At 42.5% G+C, this 21,098-nt stretch carries 19 protein-coding genes; all 19 read left to right on the plus strand.

The window, feature by feature from the left end:
- The first annotated feature begins 1 nt into the window (after position 1).
- The 19 genes from atpA (at position 2) to SST62_RS0100710 (ending at position 20,774) form a co-directional block, all read left to right on the plus strand.
- Positions 2-1,522, plus strand: coding sequence for a F0F1 ATP synthase subunit alpha (gene atpA / locus SST62_RS0100620; RefSeq protein ID WP_032499267.1), 1,521 nt, complete (start codon positions 2-4; stop codon positions 1,520-1,522).
- 11 nt (positions 1,523-1,533) lie between these two features.
- Positions 1,534-2,412, plus strand: a complete 879-nt coding sequence (locus SST62_RS0100625; RefSeq protein WP_002936012.1) for a F0F1 ATP synthase subunit gamma — start codon at positions 1,534-1,536, stop codon at positions 2,410-2,412.
- A gap of 19 nt (positions 2,413-2,431) precedes the next feature.
- Positions 2,432-3,838, plus strand: coding sequence for a F0F1 ATP synthase subunit beta (gene atpD, locus SST62_RS0100630; RefSeq protein WP_024407431.1), 1,407 nt, complete (start codon positions 2,432-2,434; stop codon positions 3,836-3,838).
- Positions 3,839-3,847: 9 nt separating this feature from the next.
- Positions 3,848-4,264: a F0F1 ATP synthase subunit epsilon gene (locus SST62_RS0100635; protein ID WP_002936007.1), complete on the plus strand. Its 417-nt coding sequence runs from the start codon at positions 3,848-3,850 to the stop codon at positions 4,262-4,264.
- Positions 4,265-4,323: 59 nt separating this feature from the next.
- Positions 4,324-4,548: a DUF1146 family protein gene (locus SST62_RS0100640; protein ID WP_029185888.1), complete on the plus strand. Its 225-nt coding sequence runs from the start codon at positions 4,324-4,326 to the stop codon at positions 4,546-4,548.
- A gap of 16 nt (positions 4,549-4,564) precedes the next feature.
- On the plus strand, positions 4,565-5,848 hold the full coding sequence (murA, locus tag SST62_RS0100645; RefSeq protein WP_029185889.1) for a UDP-N-acetylglucosamine 1-carboxyvinyltransferase: 1,284 nt from the start codon (positions 4,565-4,567) through the stop codon (positions 5,846-5,848).
- Positions 5,841-6,032, plus strand: coding sequence for a DNA-directed RNA polymerase subunit beta (locus tag SST62_RS0100650; RefSeq protein WP_012775177.1), 192 nt, complete (start codon positions 5,841-5,843; stop codon positions 6,030-6,032). Before murA ends, SST62_RS0100650 begins: the two co-directional genes overlap by 8 nt.
- Positions 6,033-6,061: 29 nt before the next feature.
- Positions 6,062-6,901: a DNA/RNA non-specific endonuclease gene (locus SST62_RS0100655; RefSeq protein ID WP_029185890.1), complete on the plus strand. Its 840-nt coding sequence runs from the start codon at positions 6,062-6,064 to the stop codon at positions 6,899-6,901.
- A gap of 186 nt (positions 6,902-7,087) precedes the next feature.
- Complete coding sequence (locus tag SST62_RS0100660) at positions 7,088-8,641, plus strand: MFS transporter (protein ID WP_029185891.1); 1,554 nt, start codon at positions 7,088-7,090, stop codon at positions 8,639-8,641.
- Between the two features lie 55 nt (positions 8,642-8,696).
- Positions 8,697-9,725 carry a sugar kinase gene (locus SST62_RS0100665; protein WP_029185892.1) on the plus strand — a complete coding sequence of 343 codons (1,029 nt, stop codon included), beginning with the start codon at positions 8,697-8,699 and terminating at the stop codon, positions 9,723-9,725.
- Between the two features lie 15 nt (positions 9,726-9,740).
- Entirely contained in the window at positions 9,741-11,540 is a 1,800-nt protein-coding gene (gene uidA, locus SST62_RS0100670; RefSeq protein WP_029185893.1) for a beta-glucuronidase, read from the plus strand.
- A gap of 45 nt (positions 11,541-11,585) precedes the next feature.
- Positions 11,586-12,302: a FadR/GntR family transcriptional regulator gene (locus SST62_RS0100675; RefSeq protein WP_029185894.1), complete on the plus strand. Its 717-nt coding sequence runs from the start codon at positions 11,586-11,588 to the stop codon at positions 12,300-12,302.
- A 122-nt stretch (positions 12,303-12,424) separates the two neighbouring features.
- Entirely contained in the window at positions 12,425-13,045 is a 621-nt protein-coding gene (locus SST62_RS0100680) for a bifunctional 4-hydroxy-2-oxoglutarate aldolase/2-dehydro-3-deoxy-phosphogluconate aldolase (protein WP_029185895.1), read from the plus strand.
- A 1-nt stretch (position 13,046) separates the two neighbouring features.
- Positions 13,047-14,447: a glucuronate isomerase gene (gene uxaC, locus SST62_RS0100685; protein ID WP_029185896.1), complete on the plus strand. Its 1,401-nt coding sequence runs from the start codon at positions 13,047-13,049 to the stop codon at positions 14,445-14,447.
- 13 nt (positions 14,448-14,460) lie between these two features.
- Positions 14,461-15,561, plus strand: coding sequence for a mannonate dehydratase (locus tag SST62_RS0100690; protein ID WP_029185897.1), 1,101 nt, complete (start codon positions 14,461-14,463; stop codon positions 15,559-15,561).
- A gap of 1 nt (position 15,562) precedes the next feature.
- Entirely contained in the window at positions 15,563-16,402 is an 840-nt protein-coding gene (locus SST62_RS0100695) for an SDR family oxidoreductase (RefSeq protein ID WP_029185898.1), read from the plus strand.
- On the plus strand, positions 16,402-17,202 hold the full coding sequence (locus SST62_RS0100700) for an HAD family hydrolase (protein WP_029185899.1): 801 nt from the start codon (positions 16,402-16,404) through the stop codon (positions 17,200-17,202). Before SST62_RS0100695 ends, SST62_RS0100700 begins: the two co-directional genes overlap by 1 nt.
- Positions 17,203-17,248: 46 nt before the next feature.
- Entirely contained in the window at positions 17,249-19,039 is a 1,791-nt protein-coding gene (locus SST62_RS0100705) for a glycoside hydrolase family 3 protein (RefSeq protein ID WP_029185900.1), read from the plus strand.
- A 10-nt stretch (positions 19,040-19,049) separates the two neighbouring features.
- A complete protein-coding gene (locus SST62_RS0100710; RefSeq protein WP_029185901.1) occupies positions 19,050-20,774 on the plus strand; it encodes a glycoside hydrolase family 3 protein in 1,725 nt (574 codons plus the stop codon).
- Positions 20,775-21,098: the final 324 nt, after the last annotated feature.

Consider the following 21,098-nt stretch of genomic DNA (forward strand, 5'->3'; position numbering starts at 1 on the left):
AATAGAAAGTGGTGTTCTTTTGATTAATGCACAAGAAATTAGCGCTTTACTAAAAAAACAAATTGAAGGCTTTCAGCCTGACTTTGACTACACAGAGACTGGTGTCGTAACCTATATCGGTGACGGTATCGCCCGTGCGCAAGGTCTTGACAATGCCATGAGTGGAGAGCTTTTGGTATTTGAAAATGGCACCATTGGTATGGCACAAAACTTAGAAACCAACGATGTTGGTATCATCATTCTCGGACAATTTACCGATATTCGTGAAGGGTCAGTTGTTCGTCGTACTGGTAAAATTATGGAAGTACCAGTTGGTTCGGCTTTGATTGGTCGTGTCATCAACCCACTTGGTCAACCTGTGGATGGTCTTGGTGAAATTCGTACTAGTAAGACTCGTCCGATTGAATATCCAGCACCAGGTGTTATGCAACGTAAGTCGGTTAATGAACCGCTTCAAACTGGTCTTAAGGCTATTGACGCTTTGGTTCCGATTGGTCGTGGTCAGCGTGAATTGATTATCGGTGACCGTCAGACAGGGAAGACATCTGTAGCTATTGATGCTATTCTCAACCAAAAGGGCCAAGACATGATTTGTATCTATGTGGCTATCGGTCAGAAAGAGTCAACTGTTCGTACTCAGGTTGAAACGCTTCGTCAATATGGTGCTTTGGATTACACAATCGTAGTAACTGCATCTGCTTCACAACCGTCTCCATTGCTTTTCTTGGCTCCTTATGCAGGTGTTGCAATGGCAGAAGAGTTCATGTATGAAGGCAAACACGTCTTGATTGTTTACGATGATTTGTCAAAACAAGCGGTAGCTTACCGTGAATTATCTCTCTTGCTTCGTCGTCCTCCGGGTCGTGAAGCCTATCCAGGGGATGTATTCTACTTGCACAGTCGTTTGCTAGAGCGTTCAGCAAAGGTTTCAGATGAATTGGGCGGTGGCTCCATTACAGCTCTACCATTTATCGAAACACAAGCGGGAGATATTTCAGCATATATCGCGACCAACGTGATTTCTATCACGGATGGACAAATCTTCTTGAAGGACGATTTATTCAACTCTGGTATCCGTCCAGCCATTGATGCGGGTTCTTCTGTATCGCGTGTTGGTGGCTCTGCACAGATTAAGGCCATGAAAAAGGTTGCAGGTACCCTTCGTATCGATTTGGCTTCATACCGTGAATTAGAAGCCTTTACGCAATTTGGTTCGGATTTGGATGCAGCAACTCAGGCCAAACTTAACCGTGGTCGTCGGACTGTGGAAGTCTTGAAACAACCATTGCATAAGCCACTTCCAGTTGAAAAACAGGTTTTGATTTTGTATGCTTTGACAAATGGCTTCTTGGATTCAGTGCCAATTGATGACATTTTGGCATTTGAAGAAGAACTGTACGCATATTTTGATTTGCACTACGATGGTCTTTTGGATGTTATTCGCACAACAAAAGATCTTCCTGACACAGATGAATTGAATGCTGCTATCCAAGCTTTCAAAGACCAGTCTGTCTTTAAGTAAAGGAGTGAATGATGGCAGGTTCTCTCAATGAAATCAAGTCAAAAATTGCATCAACTAAGAAAACCAGTCAAATCACCGGTGCCATGCAGATGGTTTCGGCTTCTAAATTAGCCAAATCAGAGCAATTAGCGCAATCCTTTCAGATCTACGCTAGTAAGGTTCGTCAGATTACAACGGATCTCTTGCGTGGAGAATTGATGGCTTCAGATACAAGCAATCCAATGCTGATTCGCCGTCCAGTTCAAAAATCTGGTTATATTGTCATCACATCGGACAGTGGACTAAAAGGTTCATATAATTCTAGTATCTTGAAGGCTGTGATGGGGATGATTGAACAAGATCATGACTCGAAAGATGAGTATGAGATTATTGCTATTGGTAGCATGGGAGCTGATTTCTTCCGTGCTCGTGGTATCAATCCTGTCTTTGAATTGCGCGGTTTAGCAGACAACCCAAGTTTTGAAGAAGTTCAAAAAATCATTTCTAAGTCTGTTGAGATGTACAAGAATGAACTCTTTGATGAGTTGTATGTTTGTTATAACCACCATGTCAATAGTTTGACCAGTCAGGTGCGTGTACAACAGATGCTTCCTGTAGAAGATTTGGACCACAATGAAGCAGATGGTTATACAGCTACCTTTGAGTTGGAACCAAACCGTGAGGTTATTTTGGAACAACTCTTGACTCAATATGCAGAATCAACTATTTATGGAGCGATTTTGGATGCCAAAACTGCTGAAAATGCAGCAGGTATGACAGCCATGCAGACAGCGACGGATAATGCTAAGAATGTCATTAACGATTTGACAATCCAATACAATAGGGCTCGTCAGGCAGCGATTACTCAGGAAATTACTGAGATTGTAGCTGGTGCCTCAGCCCTTGAGTAATAGAAATAGAGGAAATAGAATGAGTTCAGGCAAAATTACTCAGGTTGTCGGACCAGTTGTAGACGTTGCGTTTGCAGCAGAAGATAAACTTCCTGAGATTAACAACGCACTCGTTGTATATAAAAATGATGATTCCAAACAAAAAGTCGTGCTTGAAGTGGCTTTGGAACTTGGTGATGGCGTTGTACGGACCATTGCCATGGAATCAACGGATGGATTGACACGTGGGATGGAAGTTCTCGATACAGGTCGTCCCATCTCTGTTCCAGTCGGTAAAGAAACCTTGGGTCGTGTCTTCAATGTGTTGGGAGATACCATTGACCTTGAAGAGTCTTTTCCGGCAGATTTTGAACGTGAGCCTATCCATAAGAAAGCGCCAGCTTTTGACGAATTATCTACTTCAAGCGAAATTTTGGAAACAGGGATTAAGGTTATCGACCTCCTAGCACCTTATCTAAAAGGTGGTAAGGTTGGTCTCTTCGGTGGTGCCGGTGTTGGTAAAACCGTTCTTATCCAAGAATTGATTCACAATATTGCCCAAGAACACGGTGGTATCTCTGTGTTTACCGGAGTTGGCGAGCGTACCCGTGAAGGGAACGATCTTTACTGGGAAATGAAAGAATCAGGTGTTATTGAAAAAACGGCCATGGTATTTGGTCAGATGAATGAGCCACCAGGAGCCCGTATGCGTGTTGCTCTTACTGGTTTGACCATTGCGGAATACTTCCGTGATGTGGAAGGGCAGGATGTTCTTCTGTTCATCGATAATATCTTCCGTTTCACTCAGGCTGGTTCAGAAGTGTCTGCCCTCTTGGGCCGTATGCCATCAGCCGTTGGTTATCAGCCAACACTTGCAACTGAGATGGGACAATTGCAGGAGCGTATTACCTCAACCAAGAAGGGTTCTGTTACATCTATTCAGGCTATTTACGTACCTGCGGATGACTATACAGACCCAGCTCCAGCGACAGCTTTCGCTCACTTGGATTCAACAACCAACTTGGAACGTAAGTTGACTCAGCTTGGTATCTACCCTGCGGTGGATCCGTTGGCGTCATCATCTCGTGCGCTTTCTCCACAAATTGTTGGTGAAGAGCACTATGCAGTGGCTATGGAAGTAAAACGTGTTCTTCAACGTTACCAAGAATTGCAAGATATTATTGCCATTCTCGGTATGGATGAATTATCAGATGAAGAGAAGACCTTGGTTGGTCGCGCTCGTCGTATCCAATTCTTCCTCTCTCAAAACTTCAACGTTGCGGAGCAATTTACAGGTATGCCAGGTTCTTATGTGCCAGTAGCTGAAACGGTGAAAGGCTTTAAGGAAATCTTGGACGGCAAACACGACCACCTACCAGAAGATGCCTTCCGAAATGTTGGTTCAATTGAGGATGTGGTCGCTAAAGCTGCTAAAATGAAATTCTAGAGGTGGCTTATGGGACAAATGACTGTACAAATCGTAACACCAGACGGTATCAAATATGACCATCATGCAGCATTTGTTTTGGTCAAAACGGTTGATGGTGAGATGGGTGTCTATTCTGGACATGAAGAACTGATTGCAGTTTTGGAAATCGGTGAAATGAAAGTGCGTCGTGTGGATGATGAAAACCATGTAGACTGGATTGCGGTCAATGGTGGAATCATTGAAGTCAACAAGGATATTATTACGGTCATTTCTGATTCCGCTGAGCGGGAACGGGATATTGATATTAGTCGTGCGGAACGTGCCAAATTGCGCGCGGAACGTGAATTGGAAGAAGCACAGACTGCTCGTAATATTGATATGGAGATGCGTGCAACAGTCGCCCTCCAACGTGCGATAAATCGTATTCGTGTTGGAAAACATTAATCTATATGGGATTGAACTTGGTTCAGTTCCATTTTTTAATTTCATGGTATAATGGAAACATGGTAATTTCAATTTTACAGTTTTTTAGTCATATATTGTTTATCTATCTGGCTCATCATCTCTTGGTTACAACAGTTGATTGGTCACGGTGGTTGAAGGTGACGGGGGACAATCAGCGTAAAATCAACCTACTGATCTTGTTTCTAGCCATTGCTCTAGGATATTTGGTTTCAACATTTTTCTTGGAATTATTGGTGGTAGGTCGTTCATTTGCTAATATTTAATAGAAAAGAGTAGTATATGGATACAATTATTGTTACAGGTAGTCAAAACGGTTTGAAAGGACAGGTTGAGATTGAGGGAGCGAAGAATGCCGTTCTGCCTTTATTGGCAGCAACAGTTCTAGCAAGTCAAGGACAAACCAAATTGACTCAGGTACCAATTCTTTCTGATGTTTATACCATGAATAATGTGGTTCGAGGTTTGGGAGTTCGGGTTAAATTTGATGAAGCTACCAAATCAATCGATATTGATGCAACTGGCAAACTTGGAAATGAAACTCCTTATAAGTATGTGAGTCAAATGCGGGCTTCTATTGTAATTCTTGGTCCGATTTTGGCACGTAATGGCTATGCTAAGGTTTCTATGCCAGGTGGTTGTACCATCGGTAGCCGTCCTATTGATTTGCATTTGAAAGGTTTGCAAGCTATGGGGGCTAAAATTAAACAAAGAGCTGGATATATTGAAGCAAGTGCGGAGAACTTGCAGGGAGCTCATATCTATCTTGATTTCCCAAGTGTTGGGGCAACGCAAAACTTGATGATGGCTGCAACGCTTGCGCAGGGTACAACTGTTTTGGAAAATGCTGCGCGGGAACCAGAAATCGTAGACCTGGCAATTTTCCTCAACAAAATGGGTGCCAATGTTAAGGGGGCAGGTACAGAGACGATTACGGTCACTGGTGTAGAAGAATTGACTGGAGCAGAACATCAAGTGGTGCAAGACCGCATCGAAGCAGGAACCTTTATGGTGGCTGCGGCAATGACTGGTGGCGATGTCTTGGTTAAGGATGCTGTCTGGGAGCACAACCGTCCACTCATTTCTAAGATGTTGGAAATGGGAGTTGAGGTGACGGAAGAAGCTGAGGGGATTCGAGTACGTTCACAGGTGGACAAGCTCAAACCCGTAACAGTAAAAACCTTACCACACCCAGGCTTCCCAACGGATATGCAGGCTCAATTTACAGCCCTAATGGCAGTTGCAAAGGGTGAGTCAACCATGATTGAGACGGTATTTGAAAATCGTTTCCAGCATTTAGAAGAAATGCGTCGAATGGATTTGCATGCAGAAATTTTACGGGACACGGCAATCATCACGGGAGGACAAGCTCTTCAAGGAGCCCAAGTCATGTCAACGGACTTGCGAGCTAGTGCAGCCTTGATTTTGGCTGGTTTGGTCGCTGAAGGTGAAACCACTGTTGGTAAGTTGACGCATTTGGACCGAGGCTATTATCGATTCCATGAGAAGTTAGCTGGCTTAGGGGCAGATATTAAACGTGTCAATAGGGAGGATGAAAATGGATAAGGATAATCTTAGCTATGTTGGTAAAAATTTAATCTTAGTAGCAGTTGTTTTGTTGATTGCTATTTTGGTGTTTATTTTAGGATTAATGGTTGGTTACGGTGTCATAGGAGATGGAGACAATGTATTTGCGGTGTTGTCACCAGCCAAGTGGCAAGAACTAATCGGTAAATTTACAGGAAAGTAGGCTGGACCTGCTTTTTTGATGGAGAGAAAATGGCGAAGAAAAATGTAAAAAAACAAGCAATGAGTCTGCTCAGCTTATTGGCTACGATTGTTGTAGTAGCGGGTGGCTATCTTTTAAGTGATAACAAGAGCAGTAACGTTGCTGAATATTCTTATTATGTCAATCAATCGCAGGCCAGTGAGTCTACCCCGAGTGAGGAATTAGCTCGTTCTGTTTTAACAGAGAGTGTAAAAAAACAACTGGGCAATTCGATTGATTGGAATGGCGCTGGTGCCTTTATTATCAACGGCAATAAGACAGATTTGGATGCTTCGGTCACAAGCAAGCCCTATGCAGATAATAAGACAAAGACTGTGCAGGGAGAAACGGTTCCAACGGTGGCAAATGCCCTGATGACCAAGGCGACGAGACAGTACAAGGACCGCAACGAAACAGGAAACGGAAGTACATCATGGACTCCGGCTGGTTGGCATCAGGTTCAGGATTTGGAAGGGGCCTATGATCATGCGATTGATAGAGGGCATCTGCTGGGCTATGCCTTGATTGGTGGTTTAAAAGGCTACGATGCTTCGACTAGTAATCCTAAAAATATCGCAGTTCAAACAGCTTGGGCCAATCAGGCAAGAGCTGAGGATTCGACGGGGCAAAACTATTTTGAAAGCCAGGTGCGTAAAGCTTTAGACAAGAACAAGCGGATTCGTTACCGAGTCACCTTGATCTATGCTGATGAGGATGATTTGCTTCCAGTTGGAAGTCATCTGGAAGCAAAATCATCCGATGGCAGCTTGGAGTTTAATGTCTTTGTACCTAACGTGCAGAGCGGACTCAGTATTAACTACAATAGTGGGGCAATTACAGTAAATCAATAAATAGTCAGACGAATTCTCCCTCGCTAGATCAAATATATCAGACGATTTTCATATAAAATCGTCTTTTTTTACGTATAATTAAAAATATTTACAAAAACAGTTGACAAATCATCTGATGAATATTAGAATATAGTTAAAGAAAACGCTTACGACTTTGTCGTAGAAAACATTTAGGAGGAATTTCCAATGGAAAAACATGTTGAGCAACGTGTCGAAGACGTTACTTATAATAAAGCCAAGTTATGGCAAATTATATTATTTGCGATGAACAATTCATCGACGAATATTTACTTGGTTGCCTTTACTTTCGTGACTTATTTATCGACAGGCGTGCTTGGTCTGGCAGCCCTGTTTGTTAGTCAACTCATGGGCTATATTCGTATTTTTGATGGGTTCATCGATCCTACAATCGGAGTTATCATTGATAAAACGGATACTAAGTTTGGTAAATATCGTCCCATCTTGGTTTTGGGGAATATCATTACAGCAGCTTCTCTTTTTATGATGTTAGGTTTAAGTGGAGTTAGTGAGAGTCTCCGTCTTCCTCTATTCATCCTTGTAATGATTATCCATAAAATTGGTTATTCATTGCAACAGACTATTACAAAAGCAGGACAAGTTGCGCTTACCAATGATCCAAAGCAACGTCCAATCTTTAATATTGTTGATGGTATTGCCACAACTGTGTTGATGACTGGTAGTCAGGTTGTTGTATCAGGGACATTGGTTCCGAAACATGGTGGTTTCACTCCAAGTTTCTTCCAAGAATTGTTCCTCGGTGTAGTAGTAATTTCAGCTGTTCTGGGTATTCTTGCTATTATCGGTATTTGGGAGAAAGACAATAAGAAATACTTTGGTCTTGGTGAGAAGACACAAGAAACGAAGTTGAAAGACTACTGGAAAGTTATCAAAGGAAACAAACCTTTGCAGGTTCTTTCAATCTCTGCAGCCTTTGTAAAATTTGTTGCTCAACTGTTTGGAGATTCCGTTATCGGGGTTATGCTGTATGGTATCATCTTTGGTGATTATGCCCTTTCAGGAAAGATGTCTATGCTTCTGATTTTACCTGGTATTCTCGTAACTGTTGGAGCAGCTCAGCTAGCTCGTCGTAAAGGTTTACGTTTTGCATATGTAACTGCACTGCAATTAGGTATTACAGGTCTCATCGTTCTAGCAGTTATGCTTCTTTCTGCTAAACCAGGGATGTTAGACTTGTCAAATTGGAATCTCTACACAATCGGTTTCTTTGTTGTTTATATCATTGCTCGCTACGCATCTAGTGCCCCATCTGGTTTGGTATTGACCATGGGTGCGGATATTACAGACTATGAAACATCAGTATCTGGTCGTTACTTGTCAGGTATGATTGGGACTATCTTCTCATTGACAGACTCAATCGCTTCTTCATTTGCTCCAATGGTTGTTGGATTTGTATTAGCAGGTATCGGTTTTGGTAAAGAGTACCCAACTGTTGAAACAGCATTCTCAACAGATTTGAGAATGGCACTGATTGTCCTGTTGACAGTGATTCCAGCAGCGGTATTGAGCGTATCCTTGTTCTTGATGAAATTCTACAAACTAGACCGTGAAGAAATGGCTCGTATTCAAGAGAAAATCCATGTTATGAAAGCGGCAAAAGATGAAGAACGTGTGCGTGCGATTGCAAAAAATGTTCCATTATCTGATATGGATTATGTGGATGTAACTCAATATAAGGTTGACCAGTACGACGATAAATAATACATTAACGACCTAGTTGGAGGCTTCCAGCTGGGTCTTTCATCTAGGAGGCGGTATGAAAAAAATCTTAGCATTTGGAGAAGTTTTATTGCGGCTATCTCCTCCTCATTATCAGACCTTAACACAGGCCACGAGTTTAGATTGTCAGTTTGGTGGTTCGGAGTTGAATGTTTTAGTCAGCTTGGCTCAGCTTGGTCACTCAGTCGAGTTGGTGACAGCACTGCCTAAGAATGAAGTGGGAAAAATGGCAGAACACTTTCTCTTTGCAAGACAGATTGGACAGAAAAATGTGATTCGAAAAGAGGGAAGGCTGGGGCTTTATTATTATCAAAAGGGTTTCTCTCTTAGACCTAGCCAGGTGACCTACGACCGTGATTATTCTGCTTTCAGCTTATCCAAGGAAGAAGATTATGATTTGGAAGGTATGTTTGACGGTGTCGATTGGTTTCATGTGAGTGGTATAACGGTCGCTTTGAATCCTGATATTTATCGACTGGCCTTTCGTTTGATGGAAATGGCAAAGGGGCAGGGTGTTAAGGTCTCCTTTGACTTGAATTATCGAGAAAGTTTGTGGTCTTCTTTTGAAGAAGCGAGGGAGAAATTATCTCCTTTTGTAGGTTTAGCAGATATTTGCTTTGGTCTAGAGCCTATTCAACTCTTCAATGAATTTGGAAAAGATGTGAAGGATGAATTGGGGTTGAAACGTCCCTATGAAAATAAAGAAGTCTTGTTGGCGGTGGTTAAAGGTCTGGCGGAGACTTATTCTTTGCAAAGTCTTGCTTTTACCCAGAGGGAAATGACCTACAATAATGAATATTTGCTGAAGGCATACTTGTATCAAGATGGTATTCTTTATGAAACGGAAAAAGAATCCATTCAGGTTTTGGACCGAGTTGGGACAGGGGATGCCTTTACAGCAGGAATTATTTTGGGCTATTTGCAGGAAAAAACGCCACAGGAAATAGTCGACTTGGGGATGGCTAGTTTTCAATTCAAACATACCATTGAAGGGGACATTAATGTCATCAGTCCTTCAGATATTGATTTGCTATTGAAAAAGGGTTCACGTGAAATAAAACGGTAGAAAGAAGGAAAAAGTATGTTGTATCCAATTCAAACGAAAACACGTTCAGTTTATTCTTTAAATGGAATATGGGCATTTAAGCAAGGGAACAATGATGTTCATACTCTGTTAGATACAGATGAAGTAATGGTTGTACCGAGTTCCTTTAATGATGTTGTTGTCGATAAAGCAAAGCGCAGTTTTGTCGGAGATAATTGGTATGAACTCACGGTGGCTCTTCCTGTCGTATCAGCTGATGAAGAGTTGGTTGTGCGCTTTGGTTCGGTGACGCATCAGGCTAAAGTCTATGCAGATGGTCAGCTAATCGGGGAGCACAAGGGTGGTTTCACACCTTTTGAATGCTTGATTCCATCAAACTTATACGATGCTGACCAATTCCGGTTGACAGTCTGTGCCAATAATGAGTTGAATTACACAACCCTTCCAGTAGGGAATTATAGTGAAGAAGTGGATGAGAATGGTCAAGTTGTAAAGACAGTCAAGGAAAATTTTGACTTTTTCAACTATGCTGGTATCCAGCGGACAGTCCATCTCTATAAACGTCCCAAAAATAGAATTGAGGATATTGTTATTCGGACGGAGCTAAATCAAGATTTGACTCAGGCGGTAGTGAATGTTGATGTGAAGACAGTTGGGCAGTACGATTCCATCCGTATGTCTATTTTAGATCAAGAGGGACAGGAAGTAGGTCTTCTTGAAAATGGACAAATGGTCATTGAATATCCACGCCTTTGGGAGGTCTTGGATGCCTATCTCTATACTGCTAAAGTTGAATTATTTGATGGAGAAAACTTGCTAGATACCTACTCAGAACAATTCGGCATTCGTTGTGTTGCGGTTGAAAATGGGCAATTTTTCATCAATGGAAAACCGTTCTATTTCAAGGGATTTGGTAAACATGAAGATACCTTTATTAATGGTCGTGGTTTCAATGAAGCAGCCAATCTGATGGATTTGAACTTACTGAAGGATATTGGAGCAAATTCTTTTAGGACTTCCCATTATCCTTATTCTGAGGAAATGATGCGGCTGGCAGATCGTTTGGGAATCGTCGTCCTTGATGAGGTGCCAGCAGTCGGACTGTTCCAGCTTTTCAATGCAGCCTTGAATTTGACAGGTGATTCTGAAGAAGTAAAAAATACTTGGGAAGTTATGCAAACCAAGGAGGCTCATGAGCTGGTGATTGATGAATTGATAGCGCGTGATAAGAATCATCCTTCTGTAGTGATGTGGGTTGTTGCCAATGAACCGGCAGGGCATGAAAAGGGAGCACGTGCTTACTTTGAACCTCTGATTCAGCGCATGAGGGACAGAGATCCTTCTAAGCGTCCTGTGACCTTGGTCAATATTATGACAGCAACGCCTGATAAGGATGAGGTGATGGATTTGGTCGATGTTGTCTGTCTCAATCGTTATTATGGTTGGTATGTTGCTCATGGTGAGTTGAAGGCGGCAGAGAAAGGGCTCCGTCAAGAGTTGGAGACTTGGCAAAAACTTTATCCTGACAAGCCGATTTTGATTACGGAATATGGTGCAGATACTCTTCCAGGCTTGCATTCGATGTGGGATATTCCTTATACAGAGGAATTTCAGGTGGATTACTATGAGATGAACCATCGAGTCTTTGATTCTATTCCGAATTTGGTTGGTGAGCAGGTCTGGAATTTTGCTGATTTTGAAACCACGGTTGGTATCATTCGGATTCAAGGAAATCATAAGGGGTTATTCTCACGGAATCGTCAACCGAAGCAAATTGTTAGAGAAATAAAGAAACGTTGGACTGCCATTCCAAACTACCATTATAAGAGGAAATGAGCTATAATAGTAGCAAATAGAAAGTTGTATTGGAGGACCAAGCACATGGCGAAACCCTTGGTAGAAAAAGCTTCGGAACGCTTATTGGAATTGATTTTGGAAAGAGGATATGAAGTTGGTGACAAGCTTCCAAATGAGTATGAATTGGCCCAAGATTTAGAAGTTGGACGTTCGACTGTTCGTGAAGCTGTTCGAAGTTTGGCTACTCGAAATATTCTGGAGGTGCGCCAAGGGTCGGGAACCTATATCAGCTCTAAAAAAGGAGTATCAGAGGATCCCCTAGGTTTTTCTTTGGTAAGAGACCGTGTAAAGTTGACGACAGATTTGTTTGAAGTGCGGTATTTGCTTGAACCGAGAATTGCGGAGCGTGTCGCTCAATTTGCCTCGGACGAAGATATTGCTCGACTAGAAGAAATTGTCCTTGCTATTGAAGAGGCCGTTGCTGCTGGAGACACGAAGCATCTGGAGTTGGATGTGAAATTCCACTGTATGCTGGCTGAGATGAGTGGGAATCTGGCAATGACTAGTCTGATGCCTGTCATTAATCAATCTATTCATCTGATCAATGAAAATTACTCAAATCGTCAGATGAAATCGGATAGTTTACAGGCCCACAGGAACATCTTAATGGCTATCAAGCAACGCCATCCTGTTGCAGCCTATGATAGCATGTTAGCACATATTATATCAGTAAGACAGGTTGTTTTAGGCGAATGGTTCGATAAAGATATGACTTTGCATGGTCTCAATGATCGTAAATAGAAATACAAAATAGACTGCCCAGAAGAATTCTTCTGGGTGTTTTTTGCTTTTTTCTTGACAAATCATCTGACGAATTGTATACTATAGCTATAAATGACAACGCTTTCTAATTGGAGGTCAAGATGTTAAAGCAATTAAAAGAAAATTACTTTTTCGCAGTGATTCGCGGAAAAGATGAAGAAGATGCGAAAGAAATCGCTCGCCATGCGATTTTGGGAGGTATTCGAAATATTGAAATTACATTTTCGACTCCAAATGCAGCGACAGTTATCAAAGAATTACAAGAGGAGTTCTCAGACGATTCTTCCGTAGTCATCGGGGCGGGAACAGTAATGAATCTTAAGCTGGCACAAGCGGCCATTGATGCAGGTGCTAGTTTCTTGGTTAGTCCTCATTTTGATAAAGAAATTCAAGACTTGGTGCAAGAGGCTGAGGTATTCTACTTTCCAGGCTGCGCAACTGCAACAGAGATTGTCACAGCTAGTCAGGCGGGATGTTCTATTATCAAGCTTTTCCCTGGTGGCGTGTTGGGGCCTGGATTTATCAAGGATATTCACGGTCCTATTCCTGACGTAGATTTGATGCCTTCAGGCGGAGTGTCAGTTGAAAATGTTGCAGATTGGAAAAAGGCAGGCGCTTGTGCTGTTGGAGTCGGTTCAGCTCTGGCAAGTCGAGTGCAGGCTGAAGGCTATGAAAGTGTAACGACGATTGCTCGCAGTTTTGTTGCAGCTTTGGAGGGATGAAATGAGTTTTAATGATAAAAACTTTATGCTAAAAAATGAGCCTGCTAAGGAGCTTTACGGGAAAATAGCAGAGCTTCCTATCTATGATTTCCATTGCCACTTGGATCCTAAGGAAATTTTTGAAGATAAGGTTTATGAAGATATTGTTGATTTGTGGCTGGGTGGGGACCATTATAAGTGGCGCTTGATGCGGGCTAACGGTATCTCAGAAGAAGAAATCACAGGTTCAGCAAGTAAACTAGATAAGTTTAAGGCTTGGGCAAGAACCTTGGAACGAGCTTTCGGAAATCCTCTCTATCATTGGAGTCATTTGGAATTGCGACAGGTTTTCGGTGTTGAGGAATTGTTGGCCGAAGAAAATGCAGAGCGACTCTATCATCAGCTCAATGCCTTTTTGCAAGAACATCGAATGAGTCCACGGAAGCTGATTGCGGATGCTAGGGTGACCTTTATTGGGACAACTGACCATCCACTAGATAGCTTGGAATGGCATAAGCGCTTGGCTGAGGACTCAACTATAGATACTGTAGTGGCACCAACTTTCCGCCCAGATGAAGCATTTATAGAACATCGAAATTTCAATCCATTTATTAAACACTTGGAAGAAGTAACAGGGGGAACAGTAAGGGACTTTACAAGTTTTGTAGAGGCACTAGGTCAGCGCGTTTCCTATTTTGCTCAACATGGTTGCCGAGCAAGTGACATCAGTTTTACGGCTATTTCATACGAAGAAGCAAGCCTTGAAGAGCTTGATGATATTTTACTAGCAAGACTTGCAGGTAAAGAAGTTGGCCAATCCAGTATCAATAAATGGCAGACTGCCATCTTTAGAGAACTGTGCCGACTGTACAAGAAACATGGTTTTGTGACACAAGTTCACTTTGGTGCCTTACGGAACAACCATACAGGACTGTTTGAAAAACTTGGAGCAGATGTAGGTGTGGATTCGATTGGAGACCAGACATGTCTGACTGTGAATTTGAATCGTTTGTTAGATAACTTGGTCAAGGAAAATGCCCTTCCAAAAATGATTTGGTACAATCTCAATCCAAGTTACAACATTGCTCTAGCCAATACTTTGGCGAATTTCCAGTCCAATGAGGAAGGGCTTCGTAGCCAGCTACAATTTGGTGCTGGTTGGTGGTTCAATGATACCAAGTTGGGCATGATTGACCAGATGAATGCCTATGCAGAACAGGGTATGCTTGCTAATTTTGTTGGGATGTTGACCGATTCGCGTAGCTTTTTATCTTATCAACGGCATGATTATTTCAGACGCATTTTAGCGACTTATGTCGGCCAATGGATTGTTGATGAAGAAGTGCCTGAAGATTACAATCGTTTAGGGCGGTTTGTAGAAGCCATATCCTATTACAATGCCAAAGAATTTTTTGAACAATAAAGGAGAGTAAATCATGAAAATGTCATTTCGATGGTATGGGAAAAAGGATCCTGTGACACTTGAAGAGATTAAGGCGATTCCTGGTATGCAGGGGATTGTGACTGCTGTCTATGATGTGCCAGTTGGTCAAGCTTGGCCCCTTGAAAATATTCTAGAGCTGAAAAAAATGGTAGAAGAGGCAGGACTTGAAATTACTGTTATTGAATCCATTCCTGTCCATGAAGACATCAAACAAGGAAAGCCAAATCGTGATGCGTTAATCGAAAACTATAAAACTTCCATCCGTAATGTCGGGGCTGCAGGTATTCCAGTTGTATGCTATAATTTCATGCCTGTGTTTGACTGGACCCGTTCAGACTTGTATCACCCACTTCCAGATGGATCGACCTCTTTAGCTTTCCTTAAATCTGATTTGGCAGGTGTTGATCCTGTGGCGGATGATTTGAACTTACCAGGTTGGGATTCATCCTATTCCAAGGAAGAAATGAAGGCCATTATCGAAAATTATCGTCAGAATATTTCTGAAGAGGATTTATGGGCGAATTTGGAGTATTTTATCAAAGCGATTATGCCAACGGCCGAGGAGGCTGGCGTCAAAATGGCCATTCACCCTGATGATCCTCCCTACGGAATCTTTGGTTTACCTCGCATCATCACTGGTCAAGAAGCCGTTGAACGATTTTTGAATCTCTATGATTCCGAACACAATGGAATTACCATGTGTGTCGGATCCTATGCTTCTGATCCGAAAAATGATGTCCTTGCCATGACAGAATATGCTCTCAAACGCAATCGCATCAATTTTATGCATACGCGCAATGTGACGGCAGGTGCTTGGGGCTTCCAAGAAACTGCACATTTGTCACAGGCTGGTGACATTGACATGAACGCTGTTGTTAAATTATTGGTAGACTATGACTGGACTGGTGCCTTGCGTCCAGACCACGGTCGTCGTATCTGGGGAGACCAGACCAAGACACCTGGTTATGGTCTGTATGACCGAGCCCTTGGTGCAACCTACTTTAACGGTCTCTATGAAGCCAATATGCGAGCAGCAGGCAAGACACCAGATTTTGGAATTACAGCCAAAACAATTGGAAATAAGGAGAGCTAATATGTCACGTGTTATTGAATTTAAGGATAAGGTTGTTGTTATTACGGGTGCAGGAGGAGTTCTTTGTGGCTATTTGGCAAAAGAATTTGCTAAGGCGGGTGCAAAGGTTGCGCTTTTGGACTTGAATGAGGCTGCGGCTCAGGTCTTTGTTGATGAGATTGCAGCAGCAGGAGGCGTTGCGAAAGCCTATAAATCTAATGTTCTTTCTAAGGAAAATTTGGAAGAAGTTCGTCAGCAAGTCCTAGCAGATTTTGGTCCTGTAGATATTTTAATCAATGGTGCAGGAGGCAATAATCCCAAAGCGACAACGGACAATGAGTTCCATGAAGTGGGTCTTCCAGCGGATACGAAAACCTTCTTTGACCTAGATGAGGCAGGGATTAACTTTGTTTTCAATCTGAATTATCTAGGAACCTTATTGCCAACACAGGTCTTTGCACAGGATATGATTGGTCGGTCGGGAGCAAATATTATCAATATTTCCAGCATGAATGCCTTTACTCCTTTGACAAAAATTCCAGCCTATTCAGGTGCCAAGGCTGCTATTAATAATTTTACCCAATGGTTAGCAGTCCATTTTTCAAAAGTTGGCATCCGCTGTAATGCGATTGCGCCTGGATTCTTGGTTACCAACCAAAACCGTGGTTTGCTATTTGACGAGTCAGGTCAACCGACCGCACGTGCCAACAAGATTTTGACCAATACGCCAATGGGACGGTTTGGTGAGGCCGAAGAGTTGGTCGGAGGGGTCTTCTTCTTGGCAGATGAGAATTTGGCAAGTTTTGTCAACGGTGTTGTTTTACCGATTGACGGTGGCTTCTCAGCCTATTCAGGAGTCTAATGATGAAGATGGAATACGTATTTTGTGTGGACTCTGATGGCTGCGCCATGGACACCATGACCTACAAACATAAACTTTTTTTCGGCCCCTTGGCTACAGATGTTTTTGATGTCAAAGATAAAGAACCGTTTTTAGCTGAATGGAATCGAGTCAATCTCTACTCTCGAGAACGTGGCATTAACCGTTTTGTAGGCTTGGTTAAAGGCCTAGAATTTGCAGGTGTGACGGGTATAGACAACCTGAAAAATTGGGTCGTGACCACAGATTCTTTGTCAAATGCTTCTCTGGAAAGATTGTTAGAGGAGCAGCCGTCTAAAGATTTGGAACTCGCTTTAAAATGGTCCAATCAGGTCAATCAAGCCATTAAGCATTATAGCGGTCCTGTTTTAGCCTTCATCGGCGTTCACAAGGGCTTGGAAAAATTGAGCCAGTTAGGAAAAGTCTACGTGGTTTCTTCTGCTAATAAGGAAGCAGTAGAAGAAGAGTGGATAGAGCAAGGTTTGATGGACTATGTTACAGAATTGTACTGTCAAGACCGTGGTAAGAAAGAAGATGTCATCAAACTGTTAATAGAGGAAGGGTATTGTCCTGATAAGATTATGATGATTGGTGACTCGCCTGGTGATTTAAAGGCAGCGGAATTGAACGGTGTCCATTTCTATCCTATTTTAGTAGGACGAGAGATGCAATCTTGGGCAGATTTGACAGAAACGATAGCAGATGAATTTGTTCATCAAGCATTCAAAGATGAGAAAGAAACAGAATTGACACAGGCATTTTGGAATAATTTAGACGACTAGAGAAGGGCTAGAGGCGCTATGCCCTCTAGCTTTTTTGGAGGCAAATATGACACATTTAGTAGATTTACGGAAGAAACCTTACAACCTTGACGAAGAGGCTATTTCTTGGATTGAAGAAACCATTGCTCAGATGACCTTGGATGAAAAAATCGGTCATCTCTTTGTCAACATGGGGAGCCAGCGGACGGAAGAATATCTGACTGGAGTATTAAATGATTATAAGATTGCTGCTGTTCGTTACAATCCTGGACCTGCTGCAGATATTTGGGAGCAAAACTATATTTTGCAGACCAAGTCTAAGATTCCCCTTTTGATTGCAGCAAATACCGAATCTGGTGGGAATGGTGCTGTTACGGACGGAACGAAAATTGGGGATGAAATCAAGATTGCTGCGACAGCTGATCCCCGCTATGCTTATGAAATGGGGAAAGTTGCAGGACTTGAAGCAGCTGCGGTAGGCTGCAATGCCTCCTTTGCACCGATTATGGACCTCAGCCGTAATTGGCGCAATCCAATCATTGCAAACCGAACTTGGGGAGCTAATGTAGACCAGGTCATTGAATTATCCAAAGAATACATGCGTGGCATTATGGAACATGGCATTGTGCCATTTGCTAAGCATTTCCCAGGCGATGGTATTGATGAACGTGATCATCATCTCTCTTTTGCTTCGAATCCCATGATCAAGTCTGAATGGATGGAAACATTTGGACGGATTTACGGTGAGATGGCTGACGCAGGCCTTCCAGGTATTATGGCGGGGCACATTCATTTGCCAAATGTTGAGAAAGAAATGCATCCAGAACGTGAATTGGATGACATGTTGCCAGCTTCGCTGAATAAAACCCTCTTGGATGAATTGCTTCGTGGAGAGTTAGGTTACAATGGAGCCATCGTCACGGATGCCAGTCACATGATTGGTATGACAGCCTCTATGCCGCGTCGTGAGCTATTGCCTACAGCTATTGAGGCAGGATGTGATCTTTTCCTTTTCTTCAACGATCCAGAAGAAGATTTGCAATGGATGAAAGAAGGATTGGAAAATGGTCTGCTTTCTGAGGAACGTCTCCATGATGCCCTTCGTCGTACCTTGGGCTTGAAAGCCAAACTCGGTCTTCACTTGTTTGAAGGTCGTCGTCAGGAAATCATGTTGCCAAAAGAAGAAGCGCTGGCTTTGATTGGTAGAGATGAGGCAAAACAGCTTGCAAAAGAAGTGGCTGACAAGGCGATTACTTTGGTAAAAGCCAAGCAAGAAGGAATTTTCCCTGTCAATCCAGAACGCTACAAACGGATTTTGTTGGTAGAAGTAGATGGCTATAAGGGTGGTTTTGGCGCCATGATCAATGCTGGCAAGAAGAGAGCAGCCGATACGCTGAAAGAACTATTAGAAGCTCGAGGTCACCAAGTATCTATCTGGGAAAATACAGAAGCACGGATTGCTAAATTACCAGAAGAAGAAAGACCAGCAGCGATTGCAAATGTCTATGCTTCTAAGCGTCCTATTGCCGAAATCACAGATAACTATGATTTGATTATCAATTTAGTCGATGTCAACTCAGGCGGGACAACTCAGCGGATTATTTGGCCAGCTGCCAAGGGAACACCAGACCAGCCTTTCTATGTTCACGAAATTCCAACCATTGTTGTCTCTGTTCAGCACCCATTTGCACTTGCAGATATGCCACAGGTTGCAACCTATATCAATGCCTATGATGGCTTGCCTGTCACTTTAGAAGCCTTGGTTGCCAAACTAGCAGGAGAGTCAGCATTCACAGGGGTATCGCCTGTAGATGCCTACTGTGGTTTGGTAGATACACGTATTTGGCGAGGAAAATAAGGAGGAAATAATGCCTAGATTGGTTGATTTGCGGAAGAAACCCTTTTGTTTGGATGAAGAGCAAATTGCTTGGGTGGAAAATACCTTGGCTCATCTGACTGATGAAGAAAAAATCGGTCAATTGTTTGTTAATCTATTCTTCTTCGGAGGAGATGCTTTTAGCGGAAATAATCTGAGTAATCAGGAATTGATGAATCGATACCACATAGGTGGCGCCCGCTATATGAATGGCAGTCCAGAACAGGTACAAGAACTGATTAACGAGTTGCAAAGCTATTCAAAAGTACCTCTCTTGGTTGCAGCGAACTGTGACTCAGGTGGAGATGGAGCTGTAAAAGGAGGGACCTATATTTCTTCAGGTGCTCAATCGGAAGCCAGTCGGGATCCTCGTATTCCCTACTTAGCAGGTCTCGTATCTGCGCGCGAGGAGACTGCATTAGGTGTAAATGTCAACTTTGACCCTTGCGTGGACATTGTTCAGAACTGGCGCAATACTATCGTCAATACCAGAGCCTACGGCACAAATGCGGATGATGTGATTGCCTATACCAGTGCCTATTTAGAAGGATTGACTGCTGAAAGAGATGTGATTCAATGTATCAAGCATTTTCCAGGAGATGGTACAGAAGAACGTGATCAGCACCTAGTCCTCGGTGTCAATGAGCTCTCTCCAGAGGAATGGGACAAGAGTTTTGGTCGTGTCTATCGTCATCATATTGAAGCTGGTGTTGAGATGATTATGGCGGGGCATATAGCCTTGCCATACTACCAACAAACATTGAACCCAAGTTTGAAGGATGAAGACATTTTACCTGCAACACTGGCTCCTGAGTTGATTCAAGATTTATTGAAAGAAAAACTGGGATTCAATGGCTTGGTCATAACAGATGCCAGCCACATGTTGGGGATGACAGCAGCGATGCGCCGTGAAGACTACGTACCAGCAGCCATTGCTGCAGGTTGCGATATGTTCTTATTCTTCAATAACTTAGAAGAAGATTTTGAATTTATGCTCAATGGCTACCGCAAGGGAGTGATTACTGAGGAAAGACTTCATGATGCTCTCCGTCGCATTTTAGGTCTGAAAGCCAAACTAAATCTGCATATCAAGCAAGCGGAAGGCACCCTACTAAAATCAGCTGATGAATTGGCTATTATTGGCTGTGAAGAACACTTGGCTTGGCAACGTGAAGCAGCAGACAAAGCGATTACGCTGTTGAAAGATACACAGAAAAATCTTCCAATCAGTCCAGAAACCCATCGCAGAATCCGTTTGTATTACCTAGAAGGCGAAAAAGAAGGGATTATGGCGGCAAGTACAGAAGTGGTTGATAACCTTAAAGCTGCCCTAGAGGCGCGTGGTTATGAAGTGACCGTCAATGATGGTACGACTCGAATCAAAGGAAAAACGTTGCAATACCGAGAAGAAGTTGATTTAGCCTTGACTGTTGCCAATGTCATTGGATATGGGGCGCAGAATAATTACCGCATCCAGTGGAAAACAGCCATGTCCAATGAAGTTCCTTGGTATGTACATGAAGTTCCAACCATTTTCGTTTCACTAAACTATACAACTCACCTTCACGATGTTACCATGGTCAAAACTGCTATCAATGCCTACCATCATAATAAAAACACGATTGAATCCCTCCTTGATAAATTAGAAGGGAAAGATGCATTCTATGGTATGCCAAATGAAAATGTTTGGGCCAATAAATGGCAGGCAAAACTATAAGAACCTGTATCAACAGTTCAGCACTTCCATCTGAAGCTAGTTTTTTTCAAAATACAGTCAGAATTCCTTCAAAAAACTAGTTCTTATTTAAAATACTTCGCTTGTAAGTACATGTTCTAAATGTAAACTCCTTTCTATCCTAGATAGGGGGAGTTTTCTAGGAAGATTTCTTGCCAAACTTTCTTGTTTTTGATAGAATATTCTTAATTGAATAGAAGTCTGTGAGACTAGTACACCTATGGAAACTGCCCAGGGAGTTGAGCCGTGACTGTAAGCTCAATCAGTGAAAGTTGGTCGAATTCACTCACGCAAAGACTTAGAACT

Origin of the sequence: Streptococcus suis YS56 (assembly GCF_000440115.1) — a bacterium.
GTDB classification, from domain to species: Bacteria; Bacillota; Bacilli; order Lactobacillales; family Streptococcaceae; genus Streptococcus; species Streptococcus suis_L.